This is a genomic window from Pseudomonas sp. AL03 (assembly GCF_029960815.1).
GTDB lineage: Bacteria > Pseudomonadota > Gammaproteobacteria > Pseudomonadales > Pseudomonadaceae > Aquipseudomonas.
On record NZ_JASBRE010000009.1, the window covers coordinates 42,893 to 62,243 of the forward strand.

Consider the following 19,351-nt stretch of genomic DNA (forward strand, 5'->3'; position numbering starts at 1 on the left):
ACTACCCAGTTTCGGGAACCTTGGTACAGGCAGGCCGGGGATTCCCTCTTTTATTGCTCTCGGAGATGGATCTCCAGTCGCCAGCGGTCATCGACCTCGCTACCGACCCACTCGCCCTGCAGTGGCCGGGCCGCCACCACCGTCAGCAACAACCCCCCATCACTCAAACGTACTCGCCAGTTCACGCTCTTGTCGTTGATTTTGAGCTGACCTTTCTGCGCCTTGCCTTCAGCCTCAAACAGCAGCGCAAGGCTACCGTCGACGAACTCGCCGTGAGTCTTGGGCTCGTTGTTGAACCACACCACCAGCCCATCGTTCGACACCTCCACTTGCTGCAATTCGCTGGGGTCGGGGGTGGTCAGGCGACCGATCATCAACCCCACCATCACCCCGACAATCGCCAGTGAAGCTATCACCCGTGGGAATAGTTTCGAACGCAGATCCGCTTGCGGCGTAGAATGCTGCTCATCTTTACCTTCGGAGCCGTGCATGTTTCACGTCATCCTTTTCCAACCAGAAATTCCGCCGAATACCGGCAACGTTATCAGGCTGTGCGCCAACAGTGGCTGCCACCTGCATTTGATCGAACCGCTGGGCTTCGAGATGGACGACAAGCGCCTGCGCCGGGCCGGCCTCGATTACCACGAGTATGCCACCCTGCAACGCCACGCAGACCTCGCCAGCTGTCTGGAAAGCCTCGGTCACCCTCGGCTGTTCGCCTTCACCACCAAGGGCTCGCGGCCGTTCCACGATGCCAGCTTCGCCGAGGGCGATGCGTTCCTGTTCGGCCCTGAAAGTCGTGGTTTGCCGGCGGAAGTACTCGATGCGCTGCCCGGTGAACAGCGCTTGCGCCTGCCGATGCGTGAAGGCTGCCGCAGCCTGAACCTGTCAAACACCGTGGCGGTTGCCGTCTACGAAGGCTGGCGTCAGCTCGGCTTCAAGTAACCGAAGCCCCCTGTAGCAACTGCCGCAGGCTGCGTTCGACCCGAAGGGTCGCGGCGATCTCGAAAGAACGACCGCTACGCGGCCGAACGCAGCCTTCGGCAGCTGCTACAGGGTTTTGCAGTCCCATGAAAAAAGCGCCTGTTACGGCGCTTTTTTCATTGTTGCATCGAGCGTTTATTGCACAGTCGGGGTTTCGCCCGCAGTCTGCATGCGCTGCAGTTCCTGTGCGTACAGCGCGTCGAAGTTCACCGGAGCCAGCATCAGGGCCGGGAACGAACCGCGGGTGACCAGGCTGTCCAGGGTTTCGCGAGCGTACGGGAACAGGATGTTCGGGCAGAACGCGCCGAGGGTGTGGCTCATCGAAGCGTCATCGAGGTTCTTGATCAGGAAGATCCCGGCCTGTTGCACTTCAGCAATGAACGCCACTTCGTCGCCGTTCTTCACGGTGACGGACAGGGTCAGTACGACTTCGTGGAAATCGCCTTCCAGTGCCTTTTGACGGGTGTTCAGATCCAGACCGACGCTTGGTTCCCACTGCTGACGGAAGATCGCCGGGCTTTTCGGGGCTTCGAAGGACAAGTCACGTACGTAGATGCGCTGCAAGGAGAATTGCGGTGCGGTTTCTTCTTCGCTAGCTGCAGTGTTCTGTTGGTCAGTCATCTCAGATCCTTTCTGATCTTGGGGTCTTACAGGGAAGGCATTCAGGCCTTGAGCATGGCGTCGAGCTTGCCGGCGCGCTCCAGGGCAAACAAATCATCACAGCCACCAATATGGCGCTCGCCGATCCAGATCTGCGGCACGGACGTACGTCCGGCCTTCTGGGCCATGGCGGCGCGCACCTGAGGCTTGCCATCGACCTTGATCTCTTCGAAGGCCACGCCTTTGTTCTCGAGCAGGTACTTGGCTCGCGAGCAGTAAGGGCAGTAATCGCTGGAATAGACGACGACGTTGCTCATATCACTTCACCAGCGGCAGGTTGTCACCCTTCCAGCTGGAAATACCGCCGGAGAGCTTGGCGGCGGTGAAGCCTGATTTCATCAGTTCGCGGGCATGAGTGCCGGCAGTCTGGCCCATGGCATCGACCAGGATGATGGTCTTGGCCTTGTGCTTTTCCAGTTCGCCGACGCGAGCGGTCAGTTTGTCGTGAGGAATGTTCAACGCGCCAACGATGTGACCGGCGGTGAAATCCTTGGTCGGACGAATGTCGATCACCACGCCTGCGTCTTTGTTGACCAGCCCGGTCAGTTCACCGGTGCTCAGGCTACGACCGCCACCTTTCATCTCATGGGCGATCAGCAGAGCCAGCAGAACAACGAAAATACCGGCCAGCAAATAGTGGGTAGTGGCAAATGCAATCAGGTGATCAAGCATTTAAGGTGGTTCCAGGGCGTTAAAAGTGGGCCAGTATACACAGCCCATATGGTGCGCCAAACCCCGTCCGGCGGTGACGTGGATTGAACTTGCCTTTAAACTGCCACTCCCTTTTCCATCGCCCTCTTAATTCAGCCACGAGTGGAATCCATGACTACCACGCCTAAACCTTTGGTCCTGATTATTCTCGACGGCTTCGGTCACAGTGAGAGCCCTGAATCCAACGCCATCTATGCGGCCAAGAAGCCCGTACTGGACCGCCTGACCGCTACCGTGCCGAACGGCCTGATCTCGGGCAGCGGCATGGACGTCGGTCTGCCGGATGGCCAGATGGGCAACTCCGAAGTCGGCCACATGAACCTCGGCGCCGGCCGCGTGGTGTATCAGGACTTCACGCGTGTGACCAAATCGATCCGCGATGGCGAGTTTTTCGAAAACCCGACTATCTGCGCCGCTGTAGACAAAGCCGTCGCTGCCGGCAAAGCCGTGCACTTCATGGGCCTGCTGTCCGATGGCGGCGTTCACAGCCACCAGGATCACCTGGTTGCCATGGCCGAACTGGCTTTCAAGCGAGGCGCCGAAAAAATCTATCTGCACGCCTTCCTTGATGGCCGCGACACGCCGCCGAAAAGCGCTCAGCCGTCCATCGAGCTGCTGGACGCTGCGTTCCAGGCACTCGGCAAAGGTCGGATCGCCAGCATTGTCGGTCGTTACTTTGCCATGGACCGCGACAACCGTTGGGACCGCGTGTCCCAGGCCTACAACCTGATTGTCGATGGCAACGGCGAATTCAACGCCGCCACCGCTCAGGAAGGCCTGCAAGCCGCGTACGAACGTGGCGAGAGCGACGAATTCGTCAAAGCCACCTCCATCGGTGACCCGGTGAAAGTCGAAGACGGCGACGCCGTGGTGTTCATGAACTTCCGCGCCGACCGCGCCCGTGAACTGACCCGCGTGTTCGTTGAAGACGATTTCAAGGAATTCGAACGTGCCCGCCAGCCAAAACTGGCCGGCTTCGTCATGCTGACCCAGTACGCCGCCAGCATTCCCGCGCCATCGGCCTTCGCTGCGGGCAGCCTGGACAACGTGCTGGGCGACTACCTGGCGAAAAACGGCAAGACCCAGCTGCGCATCGCCGAGACCGAGAAGTATGCCCACGTGACCTTCTTCTTCTCCGGTGGCCGCGAAGAACCGTTCCCGGGCGAAGAGCGCATCCTGATCCCGTCGCCGAAAGTCGCCACCTATGACTTGCAGCCGGAGATGAGTGCGCCGGAAGTTACCGACCGCATCGTCGATGCCATCGAAAACCAGCGTTACGACGTGATCGTGGTCAACTACGCCAACGGCGACATGGTCGGCCACAGCGGCGTGTTCGACGCAGCCGTCAAAGCCGTTGAATGCCTGGACCTGTGCGTTGGCCGCATCGTTGACGCGCTGGAAAAAGTCGGCGGCGAAGCGCTGATCACTGCCGACCACGGCAACGTCGAGCAAATGGCCGACGAGTCCACCGGCCAGGCGCATACCGCCCACACCACCGAGCCGGTGCCGTTCATCTATGTCGGCAAGCGTGACTTCAAGGTTCGCGACGGCGGCGTGCTGGCGGATGTGGCCCCGACCATGCTGATGTTGATGGGGCTTGAGAAACCTGCCGAGATGACTGGCACTTCGATATTGGTCTGATGGCAAAAGCGCCCGATCAATAGCCCGAAACGGCTTTTTATGACGAACGCCTCAAAGCAGTTGCCTTTGAGGCGTTTTTTTTGCAGCGCTTGGCGGGCATACTAGGCCGTCCCTTTCCCTGGTGTCGCCCGCCTCTATGCTTCGCGTCCTGATAGCCCTTGCTCTGACATGCCTGCTCCAACCGGCCTTTGCTGACGAGCGCGCGCAAACCCAACAACAGTTGGACGCCACGCGTCAGGACATTGCCGAGCTGAAAAAACTGCTGGGCAAGCTCCAGGAAGAAAAATCCGGTGTGCAAAAAGACCTCAAAGGCACCGAAACCGAGATGGGCAAGCTTGAGAAGCAGGTCGAATCCCTGCAAAAAGAGCTGAAGAAAAGCGAAGCCGAGCTGCAGCGACTCGATGCCGAGAAAAAAAAACTCCAGAGCGCGCGCATTGAACAGCAACGACTGATCGCCATCCAGGCCCGCGCGGCCTATCAAAACGGCCGTCAGGAGTACTTGAAGCTGCTGCTCAACCAGCAAAACCCGGAAAAATTCGCCCGCACCCTCACCTATTACGACTACCTGAGCCAGGCCCGCCTGGAGCAGCTGAAGAATTTCAACGAAACCCTGCGCCAACTGGCCAATGTCGAAAAAGACATCGCCCTGCAACAGGCGCAATTGCTGGTGCAGAAAAGCAGCCTCGACAGCCAGCGCGACGAACTGGACAAAGTCCGCAAGGAGCGCCAGCAAGTCCTGGCCAAGCTCAGCGACGACGTGAAGGCCCGCGATCAGAAGCTGGCAGCCCGCGAGCAGGATCAGGCAGACCTGTCTAAAGTCCTTAAAACCATTGAAGAAACCCTGGCCCGTCAGGCCCGTGAGGCAGAGGAAGCGCGGCAAAAAGCGCTGATCGCCCAGCAGGAAGCCGAAAAAAAGCGTTTACGTGAGGCTCAGGCTGAAGCAGACGCAGACGCCACTGACGCCCCACGCAAACCCGTTAAATCGACGCCCGGCGCTCTGGTATCAAACTCAGGCGAGACCTTTGGCGGCCCTTTCGCGTCAAGCCGGGGAAAACTTCCTTGGCCCGTTGATGGTCGACTGCTGGCACGCTTTGGCGAAACCCGTGGCGATGACGCCCGCACCAAGTGGGACGGCGTGATGATCAGCGCCTCCGCCGGCAGCCAGGTGCACGCCGTGCATGGTGGTCGTGTGGTGTTCGCCGACTGGTTGCGTGGCGCCGGGCTGCTGGTGATTCTCGACCATGGCAACGGTTTTTTGAGTCTTTATGGTCACAACCAGACGCTGCTCAAGTCTGCGGGTGACGTTGTAAAAGCCGGTGAGTCCATCTCCACTGTGGGTAGCAGTGGCGGGCAGGACACACCAGCGCTGTATTTCGCTATTCGTCAGCAGGGTCACCCGAGTGATCCGGCGCAATGGTGTCGTGCGCAAGGATAAGTACGCCATCTACTTCAGGAGTTCGTTCGACATGCTGCATTTGTCCCGCCTTACCTCGCTGGCCCTGACGATCGCCCTGGTGATCGGCGCGCCTCTGGCGTTCGCCGCTCAACCGGCTCCGGCAGTCGCACCTGCGGGCACTGCTGCGACCACCAAGGCGCCATTGCCGCTGGAAGAGTTGCGCACCTTCGCCGAGGTCATGGACCGGATCAAAGCCGCCTATGTCGAGCCGGTGGACGACAAGACCCTGCTGGAAAACGCCATCAAAGGCATGCTCAGCAACCTCGACCCACACTCCGCCTACCTGGGCCCGGAAGACTTCGCTGAGTTGCAGGAAAGCACCAGCGGTGAATTCGGCGGCCTGGGCATCGAAGTTGGCGCCGAAGACGGTTTCATCAAGGTCGTGTCACCGATCGACGACACCCCGGCCTCCAAGGCTGGCATTCAGGCCGGCGACTTCATCGTCAAGATCAACGGCCAGCCGACCCGCGGCCAGAGCATGACCGAAGCCGTGGACAAGATGCGCGGCAAGATCGGCCAGAAAATCACCCTGACCCTGGTACGCGACGGCGGTACACCGTTCGACGTGACCCTGGCCCGCGCCATCATTCAAGTGAAGAGCGTAAAGAGCCAGCTGCTGGAATCCGGTTACGGCTACATCCGCATCACCCAGTTCCAGGTCAAGACCGGTGAAGAAGTCTCCAAAGCCCTGGCCAAGCTGCGCAAGGACAACGGCAAGAAGCTCAAAGGCATCATTCTCGACCTGCGTAACAACCCGGGCGGCGTGCTGCAAGCGGCGGTGGAAGTGGTCGACCACTTCATCACCAAGGGCCTGATCGTTTACACCAAGGGCCGTATCGCCAACTCTGAACTGCGCTTCTCCGCCACCGGCAAAGACGAAAGCGAAGCCGTGCCAATGGTCGCACTGATCAACGGCGGCAGCGCCTCGGCGTCGGAAATTGTCGCCGGTGCCTTGCAGGATCAGAAACGCGCGGTGGTCATGGGTACCACCAGTTTCGGCAAAGGCTCGGTACAAACCGTCCTGCCGCTGAACAACGAACGCGCACTGAAAATCACCACGGCGCTGTATTACACGCCGAACGGTCGCTCGATCCAGGCTCAGGGCATCGTCCCGGACATCGAAGTACGCAAGGCCAAAATCACCAGCGAGCAGGACGGCGAGTACTTCAAGGAAGCCGATCTGCAAGGTCACCTGGGCAATGGCAACGGCGGCGCCGACAAACCGACCAGCTCCAGCGGCAAAGCCAAGGCGATGCCACAGGATGACGACTACCAATTGGCCCAGGCGCTGAGCCTGCTCAAAGGGCTGAGCATCACCTCCGGCCGCTGAGATGCCGCTGCGGTTCATCCTCGGCTTGCTGTGCTGCCTGGCGGGTGTTGCTCATGCAACGCCCGTCGCGACGGCACCTCAAAAAGCCTACCTAAGTCTGATCATCGATGACCTGGGGCAGAACCTGCCCCGGGATCGTCGCGTGCTGGCCCTGCCCGGCCCCGTCACCACGGCGATCATGCCCGACACACCCCACGCCACTGAATTCGCCCGCGAGGCCCATCGTGCCGGCAAGATCGTCATCCTGCACATGCCCATGGACCCGGCAACGGGGCCGTTCGCCTGGCATCCTGATTTGCCCATCGACGAACTTGAGAAACGCCTGAACGCGGCGTTCAAGGTCGTGCCCTATACCGCTGGCATCAACAATCATATGGGCAGTCGCATGACGGCTCAGCCGGCCGCCATGGCCTGGTTGATGGCGGACCTGCAACGTCGGCACAAATTCTTCGTCGACAGCCGCACCAGCGCGCAAACCGTAGCCGCTCAGCAGGCGCAGAAGATCGATCTGGCGAGCATTTCGCGGGATGTGTTTCTGGATGATGAGCAAACTGAAGCGGCGATCTTCACGCAGCTACAGAAGGCCATCAGCCTGGCGCGCAAGCAGGGTTCGGCGGTGATGATTGGTCATCCATACCCGCAGACACTGGCGGTGCTCGAACGTGAACTGCCGAAGTTCAAGGCTCAGGGCATTGAGTGGATTGATATTAAACAAATGATCAGTGTGCGCAGTAACAAGGCGATGGCTGCCCATGGCAAGGACGGGACTTATCGATAAACAGTAGCGTCGTGCTCTGCGCGCCAGGCAGTAGCATAATGATTAGTTAATGAAAACAATCACAACCGCTAACAACTGTAATCCCTCTTTAGAACAACATTAAACTAATCTACGCCAGTCTTGAATTTTTACTGACGCCAAGGACTGGCCATGACTAAATTAAAACTTGCACTGACAATTGCTGCACTTACAACAACCTGCACTGCCTTCGCCAACCCCATTGACTATGGGGACGGTGCAGAAAACTTTTCATCTCCTGATTATTTGAAAAACAAAGATGGAAAATTCAACTATTGGAAGGGTATCGGAAAGCTTTCAGGCCCTCTCGGTAATTGCACGACTTTTGTAATCGACACTCATAGCAAGCTGGACTCAGATCCGGTCTATGCACTGACCAGCGCTCATTGCTTGAACAAGAAAAATGGCGTGATCGATATAGATAAACCGATAGAAGGCACCATTACCTTCAACTATTTCGATGACACCACAGACGCCTACAAAAACTTTCCTGTGAAAAAAGTCGTCTGGAGCAGCATTCAAGGTATCGATCTGGGCATTCTCGAGCTGGATACCACACAGGGTGAACTAAAGGCAGCCGGGGTAGCCCCGCTTAAACTGGCAAGCGAAGCCCCTGCGGAAGATACCGATATTCTTATAGTCAACGCGGCAAGCGGCTATCCACTAAAGGCTGCAGCTTGTACACATCACTCGTCCTCGGCTTTGTTCGAAAAACCCTGGGTGTGGCGCCACAGCGTCCGGAACCAGTGCAAAGGCATCGTCGGAGGCAGTTCCGGCAGCCCTGTTCTGATCAGGGCAACCAATGAGGTATATGCCGTGCTGGGCACTCGGGCCAAGGATGTAACACGCCTGCCGGGCTATGACTATGTAGAAAGTAGTAACTACGGTAGTCCAACAGCGATACTCAACGACTGCGTTGTCGATGGCAGAATCAATACTGACCCTAACACTTGCCAACTTTATCCAACCGCGTCCCTGCCATTACCTTCAGACATTATCCAGTATGCAAAAATCGCGATCGAAACAGATGGAAAGCCACTTATGCCGACGTGGAACTTTCCGATCAATGTCAGCACTCGCCACTATCGATATAAGCAAACGTACATTCCACTCGATTGCGAAAAACCAGACGGTTACAGCCCATCCATTGACGGCATCAACGCCTTAGTTGACGTATCGATGGGACCGCAACCCGGACTTAACAATCTGTGCATTATCGGCACGGACAGCCTGGACAATCCACTGCCTGCGGGAACTTACAGAAACGCAGTGACCGTTCCAACCTATCTTCATGCCGCTGGCCCGACCCCCGCTCCCGAACTCGTTATTTTCTTTGACAAGAAAGTGAATAGGGTCTCGATCGAATGGCCAGTGAGAAAGAACGAAGGTATCGATCTTTACCAACGAAAATATGGAAAACCGGAGCAAACTAACTGCGACGATCCGCAGGGCTACACGGATGTAACCTTTAACATGTCGCGCGGGGAAAGGGATATGCCTCTGAAGGTTTGCACCTACGCTCACGATACAAACAAACAACGTTCGGCAGTGCACGAATACATCCTGGAGTGGGAGGCGCTTACAGGTACCGCGCCATGATGTCATCCACCACACCTTCCTTGCGCAACTGATCCAGTGCCGCCTGCAGCTTCGCCACCACCTCATCCGGCACATCCTTGTTCAGCGCCAGGTACAACTCGGCGCTGTTGAATCGCAGCACGGTTTTGAGGCCGGTCACGCCATCCTGTCGAGCGAGGTAACGGCCGGCAGGGTCGCCGGTGGCCCACAGGTCGATCTGGCCGTTGACCAGTTTCTTCGCGTTGTCCTGATCCCGCAGTACGACAATCGGCTTCAACCCTTGCTTGGCCAGTGTCTCGGCAATCGCGTCGCCCTTATACGCACCAATCTTGTATTTGCGCGCCTCATCCAGCGTTCCCAGGTTGATCTTGCTGTCAGCCTTGGCCAGCATGATCCAGTCGTCCGGACCGATAGGACCAACCCACTTGAACAGTTTCTCGCGGTCCGGCAACCGCGCCATCACGAAAACCCCGTAACCCGGTTTCTCCAGGGCGAGTTTGTAGATTCGCTCCCAAGGGAAACGCAGCGTCAAGCTGTAAGTGACTTCGGCACGTTTGAACATCTCGCGGACGATGTCGACGGCGATGCCGTTGATGTTCTCGTCCTGAGCGAAGTTCTTGCCGTTCTTCGCCATGTTGTACGGTGGGAAGTTTTCAGTCAGCAACACCAGATCGGTGTCGGGATTTTCTGCGGCATGCGCCCCATTGACGAGCAATAGAGAAGCGCTGGCGAGGGCAAGAAGAAGGTGTCTAAGCATGTCTGGCTACCGAGATCCATGGCGTACCCAAGAGTGCCTTGAGCCCGCCATGATGTCCACTGGCCTGTATCGGTATGTTTAGCGCATCACGATGCCGCGATGGGCCATGTAGGCCTTGGCTTCCTGCACGGTGTATTCACCAAAGTGGAAAATACTCGCCGCCAATACCGCGCTGGCGTGGCCTTCGAGTATGCCGTCGGCCAAATGTTGCAGATTGCCGACGCCGCCCGAAGCAATCACCGGAATACCCAACGCATCGCTGATGGCGCGGGTAACGCCCAGGTCGAAGCCGTTTTTCATGCCGTCCTGGTCCATGCTGGTCAACAGGATTTCACCGGCACCCAGGCCTTCCATTTTCTTCGCCCATTCAACGGCGTCGAGACCGGTAGGTTTGCGACCGCCGTGGGTAAAGATTTCCCAGCGCGGGGTTTCGCCCGGGCCGGAGACCTTCTTGGCGTCGATGGCAACGACGATGCACTGCGAACCGAAATGCTGCGCCGCTTCGCCCACGAATTCCGGGTTGAACACCGCAGCAGTATTGATCGAGACCTTGTCCGCACCAGCGTTGAGCAGGTTGCGAATATCCTGCACGGTGCGCACGCCGCCGCCCACGGTCAGCGGAATGAACACTTGGCTGGCCATGCGCTCAACGGTATGCAGCGTGGTGTCGCGACCATCGACGCTGGCGGTGATGTCGAGAAAGGTAATCTCGTCGGCACCCTGCTCGTCATAGCGACGGGCAATTTCTACCGGGTCGCCGGCGTCGCGGATGTTCTCGAACTTGACGCCCTTGACCACCCGGCCGTTATCCACGTCCAGGCAAGGGATGATGCGTTTGGCCAGCGCCATGGTCAGTCCTCAGCCTTTGTACGAATCGCAGAAAGCTTGCGCTTCAGCGACATCGAGAGTGCCTTCGTAGATCGCCCGGCCAGTGATGGCGCCGATGATGCCTGGCGCCTTGGCGTCGAGCAGCGACTTGATGTCACCGAGGTTGTGGATGCCGCCGGAAGCGATCACCGGGATCTTGGTTGCAGCGGCCAACGCAGCGGTGAACGGCACGTTGCAGCCCTGCATCATGCCGTCTTTGGCGATGTCGGTATAAACGATCGCGGACACGCCATCAGCTTCGAATTGCTTGGCCAGGTCGATCACCTGAAGGGTGCTGATCTCAGCCCAGCCGTCGGTGGCGACGAAACCGTCTTTGGCATCCAGACCGACGATCACTTTGCCCGGAAACGCGCGGCAGGCTTCAGCAACGAAGGCCGGATCTTTCACGGCTTTGGTGCCGATGATCACGTAGCTCACGCCGGCCTTCACGTAGTGTTCGATGGTTTCGAGGGAACGGATACCGCCGCCGATCTGGATCGGCAGGTTCGGGTAGCGCTTGGCGATGGCGGTGACCACTTCGCCGTTGACCGGCTGGCCTTCGAAAGCGCCGTTCAAGTCGACCAGATGCAGACGACGGCAACCGCCCTCCACCCACTTGGCAGCCATGCTCACCGGGTCATCGGAAAACACCGTGGAATCTTCCATGCGGCCCTGGCGCAGACGAACACAGGCACCGTCTTTAAGATCGATAGCGGGAATAATCAGCATCTGGCAAACCTTCAAATTCGATTGTTCAGCTTCACTCGAAAATCAGTTTTTCTCGAGCGCCCACAGGTCGCTTTCGATGCTTTCGAACCTCTCTTTGAGGTGCGCCTGCACATCGAAAATCGCCCTGTTGTAATAGTGCGGAGCAATTTCGCGGGTAAACAGCTCAAGGATTTCAGCCGCCTCGAACGAACCCAAGTCCAGTTCGAAGCGATCTTCCATGAAGCGTTTGATCTTGTGATTGGCCTCGCTCTCCTGTTCAGGAGTGAGGGTCAGGATCGGCGGCTTCTTTTTGACGGCCATTTACCAGAGACCATCCCACGCAGCGAAGTTCTGCAGCAATTGCAGGCCATGGGTATGGCTCTTCTCCGGGTGGAACTGCACGGCGAAACGTGAGCCATCGGCCAGCGCGGCGGCGAAATCAACACCGTAGTGACCGCCACCCACCACCTGCCGCGCATTGCCGGCGGCGATGTAGTAGCTGTGCACGAAGTAGAAACGCGCCAGGTCCGGGATGTTGTGCCACAGCGGGTGTGTGACCGTCTGCTTCACTTCGTTCCAGCCCATGTGCGGGACTTTCAGGTGCTCGCCGTCTTCGTGCAGGTCTTTTCCAAAGAACTTCACTGCGCCTGGAAACAGGCCGATGCAGTCAACGCCGTCGTTCTCTTCACTGCTGTCGAGCAAGGCTTGCATGCCCACGCAGATGCCGAGGAACGGACGGTCCTGGCTGACTTCACGCACCAGCGAGTCGAAGCCCAGGCGACGGATCTCCGCCATGCAATCGCGAATCGCGCCGACGCCGGGGAATACCACCCGGTCGGCTTCGCGAATCACATCGGCATCGCTGGTGATCAGGACCTTGCCGGCACCGACGTGCTCGAGGGCCTTGGCCACCGAGTGCAGGTTGCCCATGCCGTAATCGATAACCGCGACCGTCTGCATTACAGAACGCCTTTGGTCGACGGCATCTGACCGGCCATGCGGTCATCCAGCTCTACCGCCATGCGCAGGGCGCGGCCGAAAGCCTTGAACACGGTCTCGATCTGGTGGTGGGTGTTGGTGCCACGCAGGTTGTCGATGTGCAGGCTGACGAGGGCATGGTTGACGAAGCCCTGGAAGAACTCCTGGAACAGGTCAACGTCGAAGCCGCCGACGGTGGCGCGGGTATAGGGCACATGCATCTGCAAGCCAGGACGGCCGGAGAAGTCGATCACCACGCGCGACAGCGCTTCATCGAGCGGCACGTAGGCGTGGCCATAGCGACGGATGCCTTTCTTGTCGCCGATGGCTTTGGCGAAGGCCTGACCCAGGGTGATACCGACGTCTTCCACGGTGTGGTGGTCGTCGATATGCAGGTCGCCCTTGCTGACAATATCCAGGTCGATCAGCCCGTGACGGGCGATCTGGTCCAGCATGTGCTCAAGAAAAGGAACACCGATATCAAATCGGGCCTTTCCGGTGCCATCCAGGTTGATCGAGGCTTTGATCTGGGTTTCCAGAGTGTCGCGCTCGACTGACGCCTTACGTTCGGCCATCACCAGCTCCGCAAAATCATTGGGCGAAAAAGGCAGCCATTATAGGGGCGCGGGCCGGAAACAGAAACACGAGAGGTGATATCCCTGACGGACAGGACCCCGTGTTGTCGTGGATAGACATGTCAGTACAAGTATCTCAAGAGCACTGATCGCTCCCGCGCTCTGCGTGGGAACGATCAGACAGGGGTTGTGTGTTAGTGGAAGAGGACTGCAGTTTTCTGCAGAGTCACCCAAACACCCCACGCCAACGGAACCCCCACCACCAGCCATGCAGCAATCGCCAACGGCTTGGTGCCCGCATCCGCTTTCCACTCCAATACGGTGCTGCTATCAGCACCCTTGTCGTGGCCCAGCGCCTGTTCGGCAGCCAGTTCAGCGTCGGTCATGAAGTACTTGTCAGCCACCGGACGCACCAGCAGGTTGCACAAGAAACCCAGCACCAGCAGGCCCGCGAGGATGTACAGCGTGATGTCGTATGCTGCGGCGCGTTCAACGCCGATGCTCAGCTGATACTCACGCAGGTAGTTCACCAACACCGGACCCAACACACCCGCCGCCGCCCACGCCGTCAGCAGACGACCATGGATCGCGCCGACCATTTGCGTGCCGAACAGGTCCGCGAGATACGCAGGGACCGTCGCAAAACCACCGCCGTACATCGACAGGATGATGCAGAAGGCCGCCACGAACAGCGCAACGTTGCCCAAGTGACCGAGGTTCGGAATCAACGCGTACAGGGCAAAGCCCAAAGCAAAGAACACGAAGTAGGTGTTTTTGCGACCCAGGTAGTCGGAGAATGACGCCCAGAAGAACCGGCCACCGATGTTGAACAGGCTCAGCAAACCGGTGAAACCGGCAGCGATCGCTGCGATCGAGGCCAACTGCGAGGCGTCGAGCTGACCGAAAGTCAGACCGTTACCCAGCAACTTACCGGCGAACACTTCCTGCAACAGCGGCGACGCCATGCCGAGGATGCCGATACCGGCGGACACGTTCAGGCACAGCACCAGCCACACCAGACGGAATTGCGGGGTTTTCCACGCCACATTCACGTGCACGTGACGGTGGGTGATCATCGCGTTGGAAGCTTTTTTCGCCGGAGCGGTCCAGCCTTCAGGCTTCCAGCCGGTTGGCGGAACGCGGTAGGACAGTGCGCCACCGATCATGAACACGAAGTAGATCGCGGCCATTACCAGGAAGCTCTGCCATACGCCGACGCTGGTTGGCGAAGCGAAGTGGCCCATCAGGGCTGCGGCCAGCGGAGCACCGACCATCGCGCCACCGCCAAAACCCATGATCGCCATGCCGGTCGCCATGCCGCGTTTGTCCGGGAACCACTTGATCAGGGTTGAAACCGGCGAGATGTAACCCAGGCCCAGGCCGATACCGCCAATGACCCCGGAGCCGATCCACATCAGCCAAATCTGGTGGGTATAGACCCCCAGCGCTGAAATCAGTAGACCGCCACACCAGCACAGTGCCGACACAACGCCGGCCTTGCGTGGCCCGGCGTGTTCCAGCCAGCCACCCCAGATCGCTGCCGAGCAGCCGAGGAAGATGAAGAACAAGGTGTAGATCCACCCGAGCATCGAGATCGGCCAGTCGCATTGGGACGAAAAAACTTGCGAGATGAAGCTCATGTCCGGCGCGCAAGCCGCTGCCTTGGTCACACCCAGAGCTTTGGACAGTGGCAACCAGAACACCGAGAAGCCGTAGGCCATGCCGATGCAAAGGTGGATGGCCAGGGCGGCCGGTGGTACCAGCCAACGGTTGAAACCGGGCTTGGCGATGATGCGTTCCTTGGACAGGAACGAGGGCTGGTCAGCCGTGAGGCCGTCCGCCGTGATGCTCGTGGTCATTGTGTATCCCCCAATTATTAGTATTGTTCGCCTGCCACTCTTCACCCTCAGCCTTTATGCGCACGCACGACTGTTTTCTCGGGGTGAAGCTCCATTTTGCTGTGACATCAAGTCGCAGAAGGACGGACGAACCGGCAGAGGTTACCATCTGTACGTGACAGAAAAACCAAAGTGACATCACCTTTTGTACGTTGTCTGTTCTCGTACCACCGAAGGAGCCGCCATGCCGATCACAGTCGAGCCGCTTACCGAAGCCACTTACCAGGACCAGCAAGATCTACAAAAGATCTACCGCGATGCGCCGGAGTGGCTGTTTGCGCCGTTTGCCGGGGATGTGCAGTTGATCGCAGGCTGCCTGCTTGAGGGTTCGCTGATTGCCGGCCGCTTCAACGATCGCCTGTTGGGCGCAGCTCGTCTGCAACGTCATCAGGATGTCTGGCATCTGTCCCAACTATGCGTACGAAAAATCACCCGTCGTCGTGGCGTGGCCGAGCGCCTGGTGCACGAAGCGCAGAAAATGGCGTCGCAATCAGGCGCGACTTTGCGTCTGCTTGTGCCTGCCGGGCACCTGGAGGCACAAGCGCTGGCGGCCAAACTGAAAGTGCCGCTGGATGTGTTGCCGACGTGATCGCTGACCGGTCGTGCGCTGCGGAGCGCTATACTCCCCGGCTAAATTTCGAATTCGACTAACTACAAGGACTCGCCCATGAAAGCGTTCGGCAAAATCCTGGGTCTGGTACTTCTCGGGCTGTTGCTGATCATTGTGGCGCTGGGCTTTGCCCTGACCCACCTCTTTGATCCCAACGACTATAAAGACGAGATTCGCCAGATTGCCCGCGACAAAGCCCACATCGAGCTGACGCTCAATGGCGATATCGGCTGGAGCCTGTTCCCTTGGCTGGGACTGGAATTGCACGAAGCCAGTGTCGCGACCCTGGCCAAGCCCACCGAACCGTTCGCCGACTTGCAAATGCTCGGTCTGTCGGTTCGCGTGCTGCCGCTGCTGCGCCGTGAAGTGCAGATGAGCGATGTGCGCGTCGAAGGCCTGAACCTGCGCCTGAACCGTGACAAGGACGGTCACGGTAACTGGGAAGACATCGGCAAAGCTCCGGCCCCGGCCGCACCAGCCACACCGCCCGCGACCACCGGCGAACCAGCGCCTGAGGCCACTGCCCAAGCGGAAAAACCGGCCCAGCCGATCCGCCTGGACATCGACAGCCTGACCGTCAACAACGCCCGTGTTGAATACAGCGACGAAAAAACCGGCAAGCAGTTCAGCGCCGAAAGCATCCAGCTGAGTACCGGCCCGGTGCATGACTCCACCAACATCCCGGTCAAACTCACCGCGTTCTTGAGCACCAACCAGCCGGTCCTGCGCGTGCGTACCGAGCTCAACGGCGAACTGCGTTTCGAGCGCGCACTGCAGCGCTATAAACTCGAAGACATGAAACTCTCCGGTGAAGTCGCCGGCGATCCGCTGCAAGGCAAAACCATGACCTTCGCCGCCCAGGGCCAATTGCTGCTGGATAAAGCGGCGAACGTCGCCGAATGGAGCGGTATCAAGATCTCTGCCAACCAGCTGCGCGCATTGGGTGAGCTGAAGGTCAACGACCTCGACAAGACCCCGCAAATCAACGGCGGCCTGTCGATTGCCCAGTTTGATCTGGCGAAATTCGTCGACAGCATCGGCCAGAAACTTCCGGCCATGGCCGAAGGCAGCCTGAGTAAAGTCGAGCTGGTCAGCCGTCTTGCGGGAACGCCTACCAGCCTGTCGTTCGATCACATCAACCTGAAAATCGACGACAGCACCTTCAGCGGCCGCATTGCCGTCGAGGACTTCGCCAAGCAATCGCTGCGGGCGAACCTCAAGGCCGACACCTTTAACGTCGACCGTTACCTGCCGCCAAAATCTGCCGAAGCCAACAGCGCAACGCAGGTCCGTCAGGCCGAAGTCGCCAGCACCGAAGCCGATGCCATGGCCGGTGCGGGCAGCACACCGCTGCCGCAAGCACCGACCAAAGACGCGTGGAGCAACGAACGTCTGTTGCCAGTGGAACGGCTGAGCAAACTCGACGTGGACGCTGACCTCACCTTCGGCCAGTTGACCCTCGATAAACTGCCGATCCAGAACGCGGCGCTCAAGGCCACAGGCCAAGGCGGCCTGCTGACACTGGAAAACCTTCGCGGCGAGTTGTACGACGGTAACTTCGACGCCAAAGGTACGCTCGACGTGCGCCAACAGGTGCCGACGCTGAGCATGCAGACACAGATCAACAAAGTGCCGGTGGAAAAAATCCTCGAAAGCCAGGGTAAAAATCCGCCGATCAAAGGTCTGGTGACGCTCAACAGCAACCTGACCGGCAGCGGCAACAGCCAGAAAGCGCTGATCGAAAGCCTCAACGGCAACGCCAGTTTCGTCATCAACAACGGCGTCCTGCTCAATGCCAACCTCGAACAACAGTTGTGCAAAGGCATCGCCACCCTGAACCGTAAATCCCTCAGCGGCGAGCCACGGGGCAAGGACACACCGTTCCAGGAGCTCAAGGGCAACCTGACCTTCCGTAACGGCGTGGCCAGCAACCCGGACCTGAAAATGCGCATCCCGGGCATGACCGTCAACGGCGACGGCGATGTCGATTTGCGGGTGCTGGGCATGGATTACCGCGTGGGCATTATCGTCGAAGGCGACAAGAGCGACATGCCGGACCCGGCCTGTCAGGTCGGCGAGAAGTTCGTCGGCATCGAGTGGCCGCTGCGCTGCCGTGGCCCGCTGGAGCTAGGTGCCAAGGCTTGCCGCCTCGATAACGAACGCATGGGCCAGGTCGCGAGCAAAATGGCCGGCGAGCGGATCAGCGAAAAAATCGACGAAAAACTCGGCGACAAGGTCAGCCCGGAACTGAAAAATGCGCTGAAGGGGCTGTTCAAGCGATGAGAGCCGAGCAGTTTTCAACGGCGGTGCTGGACTGGTACGACCGCCACGGCCGTCACGACTTGCCCTGGCAACAAGGCATCACGCCGTATCGGGTGTGGGTGTCAGAAATCATGTTGCAGCAAACCCAGGTCAGCACCGTACTGAACTACTTCGACCGCTTCATGGCCTCGTTGCCGACCGTCGAAGCCCTGGCCGCCGCGCCGGAAGACGAAGTCCTGCACCTGTGGACCGGCCTCGGTTACTACACCCGCGCACGCAATCTGCAGAAGACCGCGAAAATCGTCGTCGCCGAGTACGGTGGCGAGTTTCCGTGCAATGTGGAGAAGCTCACTGATCTACCGGGAATCGGCCTGTCCACGGCGGGCGCCATCGCCAGCCTGAGCATGGGCCTGCGGGCGCCGATCCTCGACGGCAACGTCAAACGAGTCTTGGCGCGCTTTACCGCGCAAGAAGGCTATCCGGGCGAGCCCAAGGTCGCCAAACAGCTGTGGGCGAACGCTGAACGCTTTACGCCGCATGATCGGGTCAACGCCTACACCCAGGCGATGATGGATCTGGGCGCTACGCTCTGTACACGCAGCAAACCGAGCTGCCTGCTTTGCCCGCTTGAAAAGGGTTGCGAGGCGCACATGCTCGGCCTCGAAACCCGCTACCCGATCCCCAAACCGCGCAAAGCCGTGCCACAGAAGCGTACGTTGATGCCGATGCTCGCCAACGGCGAAGGCGCGATTCTGCTTTACCGTCGCCCTTCCACGGGCTTGTGGGGCGGTCTCTGGAGCCTGCCGGAACTCGACGACCTCGACGACCTGCAACATCTGGCTTCGCAGCATTCGCTGGAACTGGGCAGCCAACAGGCGCTGCCGAGCCTGGTGCACACCTTCAGTCACTTTCAGTTGTCCATCGAACCCTGGCTGGTTCAAGTTCAGGAGGTTGGCCATCACGTGGCCGAGGCCGACTGGCTCTGGTATAACCTCGCCACCCCGCCGCGCCTGGGCCTTGCCGCCCCGGTCAAAACCTTGCTCGAACGCGCGGCCGCCGTATTGAACGCAGGAGAGTCGTCATGACCCGCACCATCATGTGCCGCAAGTACAAAGAAGAATTGCCCGCCCTGGAACGCGCCCCATTCCCGGGTACAAAAGGTCAGGACATTTTTGACCATGTCTCGGCCAAGGCCTGGGCCGACTGGCAGAAACACCAGACCCTACTGATCAACGAAAAACGCCTGAACATGATGAACGCCGAAGACCGCAAATACCTTCAGGGCGAGATGGACAAGTACTTCTCCGGCGAGGAATACGCCAAAGCCGACGGCTACGTTCCGCCGGCTGAATAATCCCGATTTATCGGGGGGCGGAACGTAAGCGACGGTAATAATTAAAATTTTTTTGAAAACTTTCTTGACGACCCCCTGAAAAACCCGTTTAATGCGCCCCGTTGCCCAGATAGCTCAGTCGGTAGAGCAGGGGATTGAAAATCCCCGTGTCGGCGGTTCGATTCCGTCTCTGGGCACCAAATACCG

Annotated in this window: 21 protein-coding genes and 1 tRNA gene; 11 read left to right on the forward strand and 11 right to left on the reverse strand. The window is 58.9% G+C overall.

The annotated features are described in order from the left end of the window. Window positions 1-50: 50 nt before the first annotated feature. On the reverse strand, window positions 51-491 hold the full coding sequence (locus tag QK293_RS11100; RefSeq protein ID WP_282377329.1) for a hypothetical protein: 441 nt from the start codon (window positions 489-491) through the stop codon (window positions 51-53). On the opposite strand from QK293_RS11100, the gene QK293_RS11105 reads away from it, so the two are divergent. Then, a complete protein-coding gene (locus QK293_RS11105) occupies window positions 490-945 on the forward strand; it encodes a tRNA (cytidine(34)-2'-O)-methyltransferase (protein ID WP_007949025.1) in 456 nt (151 codons plus the stop codon). The two genes, QK293_RS11100 and QK293_RS11105, sit on opposite strands and share 2 nt — an antisense overlap. A 174-nt stretch (window positions 946-1,119) precedes the next feature. Here QK293_RS11105 and secB read toward each other — a convergent pair whose 3' ends face one another. From secB to QK293_RS11120, 3 genes are read right to left on the reverse strand one after another with little or no spacing between them, the layout of a single operon-like run. Beyond that, window positions 1,120-1,605: a protein-export chaperone SecB gene (gene secB / locus QK293_RS11110; protein ID WP_149416743.1), complete on the reverse strand. Its 486-nt coding sequence runs from the start codon at window positions 1,603-1,605 to the stop codon at window positions 1,120-1,122. A gap of 41 nt (window positions 1,606-1,646) precedes the next feature. Next, complete coding sequence (grxC, locus tag QK293_RS11115; RefSeq protein ID WP_010464569.1) at window positions 1,647-1,901, reverse strand: glutaredoxin 3; 255 nt, start codon at window positions 1,899-1,901, stop codon at window positions 1,647-1,649. A gap of 1 nt (window position 1,902) precedes the next feature. Continuing rightward, window positions 1,903-2,316, reverse strand: coding sequence for a rhodanese-like domain-containing protein (locus tag QK293_RS11120; RefSeq protein WP_282377335.1), 414 nt, complete (start codon window positions 2,314-2,316; stop codon window positions 1,903-1,905). A gap of 150 nt (window positions 2,317-2,466) precedes the next feature. On the opposite strand from QK293_RS11120, the gene gpmI reads away from it, so the two are divergent. The 5 genes from gpmI (at window position 2,467) to QK293_RS11145 (ending at window position 9,177) form a co-directional block, all read left to right on the forward strand. Then, on the forward strand, window positions 2,467-3,996 hold the full coding sequence (gpmI, locus tag QK293_RS11125) for a 2,3-bisphosphoglycerate-independent phosphoglycerate mutase (RefSeq protein WP_282377336.1): 1,530 nt from the start codon (window positions 2,467-2,469) through the stop codon (window positions 3,994-3,996). A gap of 136 nt (window positions 3,997-4,132) precedes the next feature. Next, complete coding sequence (locus QK293_RS11130) at window positions 4,133-5,431, forward strand: murein hydrolase activator EnvC (protein ID WP_282377337.1); 1,299 nt, start codon at window positions 4,133-4,135, stop codon at window positions 5,429-5,431. A gap of 31 nt (window positions 5,432-5,462) precedes the next feature. Further along, entirely contained in the window at window positions 5,463-6,782 is a 1,320-nt protein-coding gene (locus tag QK293_RS11135) for a S41 family peptidase (RefSeq protein WP_282377338.1), read from the forward strand. A gap of 1 nt (window position 6,783) precedes the next feature. Then, complete coding sequence (locus QK293_RS11140; RefSeq protein ID WP_282377339.1) at window positions 6,784-7,560, forward strand: divergent polysaccharide deacetylase family protein; 777 nt, start codon at window positions 6,784-6,786, stop codon at window positions 7,558-7,560. A 150-nt stretch (window positions 7,561-7,710) separates the two neighbouring features. Continuing rightward, a complete protein-coding gene (locus tag QK293_RS11145) occupies window positions 7,711-9,177 on the forward strand; it encodes a trypsin-like peptidase domain-containing protein (RefSeq protein WP_282377340.1) in 1,467 nt (488 codons plus the stop codon). Here QK293_RS11145 and QK293_RS11150 read toward each other — a convergent pair. From QK293_RS11150 to QK293_RS11180, 7 genes are all read right to left on the reverse strand, one after another. Then, window positions 9,158-9,913 (reverse strand): ABC transporter substrate-binding protein, encoded by a 756-nt coding sequence (locus QK293_RS11150; RefSeq protein WP_282377341.1) that lies wholly within the window; start codon window positions 9,911-9,913, stop codon window positions 9,158-9,160. The genes QK293_RS11145 and QK293_RS11150 overlap by 20 nt on opposite strands. Window positions 9,914-9,991: 78 nt before the next feature. After that, window positions 9,992-10,762, reverse strand: a complete 771-nt coding sequence (hisF, locus tag QK293_RS11155) for an imidazole glycerol phosphate synthase subunit HisF (RefSeq protein WP_007897430.1) — start codon at window positions 10,760-10,762, stop codon at window positions 9,992-9,994. Between the two features lie 9 nt (window positions 10,763-10,771). Continuing rightward, the gene (hisA, locus tag QK293_RS11160; RefSeq protein WP_282377342.1) at window positions 10,772-11,509 is read right to left on the reverse strand and encodes a 1-(5-phosphoribosyl)-5-[(5-phosphoribosylamino)methylideneamino]imidazole-4-carboxamide isomerase; all 738 of its coding nucleotides are present in this window, start codon (window positions 11,507-11,509) and stop codon (window positions 10,772-10,774) included. Between the two features lie 42 nt (window positions 11,510-11,551). Next, window positions 11,552-11,809 (reverse strand): DUF2164 domain-containing protein, encoded by a 258-nt coding sequence (locus QK293_RS11165; protein ID WP_020795737.1) that lies wholly within the window; start codon window positions 11,807-11,809, stop codon window positions 11,552-11,554. After that, the gene (gene hisH, locus QK293_RS11170; protein ID WP_282377343.1) at window positions 11,810-12,448 is read right to left on the reverse strand and encodes an imidazole glycerol phosphate synthase subunit HisH; all 639 of its coding nucleotides are present in this window, start codon (window positions 12,446-12,448) and stop codon (window positions 11,810-11,812) included. After that, on the reverse strand, window positions 12,448-13,041 hold the full coding sequence (gene hisB, locus QK293_RS11175; RefSeq protein WP_003218037.1) for an imidazoleglycerol-phosphate dehydratase HisB: 594 nt from the start codon (window positions 13,039-13,041) through the stop codon (window positions 12,448-12,450). Before hisB ends, hisH begins: the two co-directional genes overlap by 1 nt. Before the next feature lie 194 nt (window positions 13,042-13,235). Continuing rightward, on the reverse strand, window positions 13,236-14,900 hold the full coding sequence (locus QK293_RS11180) for an OFA family MFS transporter (protein ID WP_282377344.1): 1,665 nt from the start codon (window positions 14,898-14,900) through the stop codon (window positions 13,236-13,238). 223 nt (window positions 14,901-15,123) lie between these two features. Between QK293_RS11180 and QK293_RS11185 the strand changes: the two genes are divergently transcribed. The 5 genes from QK293_RS11185 (at window position 15,124) to QK293_RS11205 (ending at window position 19,344) form a co-directional block, all read left to right on the forward strand. Further along, window positions 15,124-15,528: an acetyl-CoA sensor PanZ family protein gene (locus QK293_RS11185; RefSeq protein ID WP_282377345.1), complete on the forward strand. Its 405-nt coding sequence runs from the start codon at window positions 15,124-15,126 to the stop codon at window positions 15,526-15,528. Between the two features lie 78 nt (window positions 15,529-15,606). Next, window positions 15,607-17,832 carry an AsmA family protein gene (locus QK293_RS11190; protein WP_282377346.1) on the forward strand — a complete coding sequence of 742 codons (2,226 nt, stop codon included), beginning with the start codon at window positions 15,607-15,609 and terminating at the stop codon, window positions 17,830-17,832. After that, window positions 17,829-18,896, forward strand: coding sequence for an A/G-specific adenine glycosylase (gene mutY, locus QK293_RS11195; RefSeq protein WP_282377347.1), 1,068 nt, complete (start codon window positions 17,829-17,831; stop codon window positions 18,894-18,896). The genes QK293_RS11190 and mutY overlap by 4 nt, the downstream gene beginning before the upstream one ends. Further along, complete coding sequence (locus QK293_RS11200; protein WP_145309172.1) at window positions 18,893-19,165, forward strand: oxidative damage protection protein; 273 nt, start codon at window positions 18,893-18,895, stop codon at window positions 19,163-19,165. Before mutY ends, QK293_RS11200 begins: the two co-directional genes overlap by 4 nt. A gap of 103 nt (window positions 19,166-19,268) precedes the next feature. Beyond that, window positions 19,269-19,344, forward strand: a tRNA-Phe gene (locus QK293_RS11205). Window positions 19,345-19,351: the final 7 nt, after the last annotated feature.

Coding starts and splice junctions, on each gene's coding strand:
- QK293_RS11105 (WP_007949025.1), top strand. CDS start 490: ATGTTTCACGTCATCCTTTTCCAACCAGAAATTCCGCCGAATACCGGC.
- QK293_RS11100 (WP_282377329.1), bottom strand. CDS start 491: ATGCACGGCTCCGAAGGTAAAGATGAGCAGCATTCTACGCCGCAAGCG.
- secB (WP_149416743.1), bottom strand. CDS start 1,605: ATGACTGACCAACAGAACACTGCAGCTAGCGAAGAAGAAACCGCACCG.
- grxC (WP_010464569.1), bottom strand. CDS start 1,901: ATGAGCAACGTCGTCGTCTATTCCAGCGATTACTGCCCTTACTGCTCG.
- QK293_RS11120 (WP_282377335.1), bottom strand. CDS start 2,316: ATGCTTGATCACCTGATTGCATTTGCCACTACCCACTATTTGCTGGCC.
- gpmI (WP_282377336.1), top strand. CDS start 2,467: ATGACTACCACGCCTAAACCTTTGGTCCTGATTATTCTCGACGGCTTC.
- QK293_RS11130 (WP_282377337.1), top strand. CDS start 4,133: ATGCTTCGCGTCCTGATAGCCCTTGCTCTGACATGCCTGCTCCAACCG.
- QK293_RS11135 (WP_282377338.1), top strand. CDS start 5,463: ATGCTGCATTTGTCCCGCCTTACCTCGCTGGCCCTGACGATCGCCCTG.
- QK293_RS11140 (WP_282377339.1), top strand. CDS start 6,784: ATGCCGCTGCGGTTCATCCTCGGCTTGCTGTGCTGCCTGGCGGGTGTT.
- QK293_RS11145 (WP_282377340.1), top strand. CDS start 7,711: ATGACTAAATTAAAACTTGCACTGACAATTGCTGCACTTACAACAACC.
- QK293_RS11150 (WP_282377341.1), bottom strand. CDS start 9,913: ATGCTTAGACACCTTCTTCTTGCCCTCGCCAGCGCTTCTCTATTGCTC.
- hisF (WP_007897430.1), bottom strand. CDS start 10,762: ATGGCGCTGGCCAAACGCATCATCCCTTGCCTGGACGTGGATAACGGC.
- hisA (WP_282377342.1), bottom strand. CDS start 11,509: ATGCTGATTATTCCCGCTATCGATCTTAAAGACGGTGCCTGTGTTCGT.
- QK293_RS11165 (WP_020795737.1), bottom strand. CDS start 11,809: ATGGCCGTCAAAAAGAAGCCGCCGATCCTGACCCTCACTCCTGAACAG.
- hisH (WP_282377343.1), bottom strand. CDS start 12,448: ATGCAGACGGTCGCGGTTATCGATTACGGCATGGGCAACCTGCACTCG.
- hisB (WP_003218037.1), bottom strand. CDS start 13,041: ATGGCCGAACGTAAGGCGTCAGTCGAGCGCGACACTCTGGAAACCCAG.
- QK293_RS11180 (WP_282377344.1), bottom strand. CDS start 14,900: ATGACCACGAGCATCACGGCGGACGGCCTCACGGCTGACCAGCCCTCG.
- QK293_RS11185 (WP_282377345.1), top strand. CDS start 15,124: ATGCCGATCACAGTCGAGCCGCTTACCGAAGCCACTTACCAGGACCAG.
- QK293_RS11190 (WP_282377346.1), top strand. CDS start 15,607: ATGAAAGCGTTCGGCAAAATCCTGGGTCTGGTACTTCTCGGGCTGTTG.
- mutY (WP_282377347.1), top strand. CDS start 17,829: ATGAGAGCCGAGCAGTTTTCAACGGCGGTGCTGGACTGGTACGACCGC.
- QK293_RS11200 (WP_145309172.1), top strand. CDS start 18,893: ATGACCCGCACCATCATGTGCCGCAAGTACAAAGAAGAATTGCCCGCC.